Origin of the sequence: Agrobacterium sp. Ap1 (assembly GCF_017313375.1) — a bacterium.
Classification (GTDB): Bacteria; Pseudomonadota; Alphaproteobacteria; order Rhizobiales; family Rhizobiaceae; genus Neorhizobium; species Neorhizobium cellulosilyticum.
In genome coordinates, this window is the sequence record NZ_JAFLMY010000074.1 from 1 (window position 1) to 902 (window position 902).

Sequence of the window (902 nt, forward strand, 5' to 3'; positions counted from 1 at the left end):
CATGAAACCAGGAGCACCATAGATCGGTTTCTTGAGGTGAGCGTCGGCAAGCCCGAGCACGACTCGCTCCTGCAGATCCTGGGCAGGACGGAAGATCTTGACCCGCAGCCCAACGATAGTTTGCAGACACCATCTTACGATACAGCGATGGGATATCTGGAGTTAGGTGGCAGACGGCTGGCGAAAGTGGACGACAACATCGCCAATAGTCGCGAATGGGAAATGGACCCGATGGACGCTGACGCATTCTGGCAAGCGAACGTCGAGGCCTTGGGCGAACGCGAGAAGCGTGAGGTCTTTCTCCATCCGCCGTCTATCAGCGATGCGGACACCGGCGAAGGGCGTCAAACATTGCGGAGCCCTACGCAGGAGACACGCGACACGTCAGCCGGTGGCGTCCAGCGGCAGAGGCAATCCGGCGGCAGAGACAAATAGCCCTGCAGGTGAAGTGGCCAAACCAACCGACCAGCCCGCGGGCGGCCCAGAAGCTGCCGAGCCTTTGCCAGAGTGACATAAAAAATGGCCCGCGTTTGCGGGCCATCACTCATTCTGTGGCAGGAACGATCAGGTCTTGTCGACGACCTTTTCCACCGCGTCCTTGGCTTCACCCTTGGCCTGCTGTGCATCACCCTTTGCTTCCTGGGCGGCACCCTTTGCCTGGAGCTTGTTGTTGTCGGTGGCGCCGCCAACGGCCTGCTTTGCCTTGCCGGTCATTTCATTCGCCTTGCCGGAAACTTTATCAGCTGTGGAACCCATAATGGGATCTCCTGTATCGAGCGGGGACGCACGGTCTTCCAAGTCGCTATCCGGTCATCTGCCGGGGAAGTCCATTACCAGACCGTTTAACGATCCGCTTGGTGAGTGAACACTCGGGGAGCCACATCGTTCCCAATTCAGCTGGC

Annotated in this window: 2 protein-coding genes; one reads left to right on the forward strand and one right to left on the reverse strand. The window is 58.9% G+C overall.

Annotated features, from left to right (window positions below):
- A partial coding sequence (locus JZX87_RS31030; protein ID WP_206829655.1) for a hypothetical protein occupies positions 1–435 on the forward strand: 435 nt, incomplete at its 5' end.
- 129 nt (positions 436–564) lie between these two features.
- Here JZX87_RS31030 and JZX87_RS31035 read toward each other — a convergent pair.
- Positions 565–756, reverse strand: coding sequence for a CsbD family protein (locus JZX87_RS31035; protein WP_183688166.1), 192 nt, complete (start codon positions 754–756; stop codon positions 565–567).
- Positions 757–902 lie beyond the last annotated feature (146 nt).

Bases quoted from the DNA above. Each gene is read 5' to 3' on its own strand.
- JZX87_RS31035 (WP_183688166.1), bottom strand. From the start codon at position 756: ATGGGTTCCACAGCTGATAAAGTTTCCGGCAAGGCGAATGAAATGACC.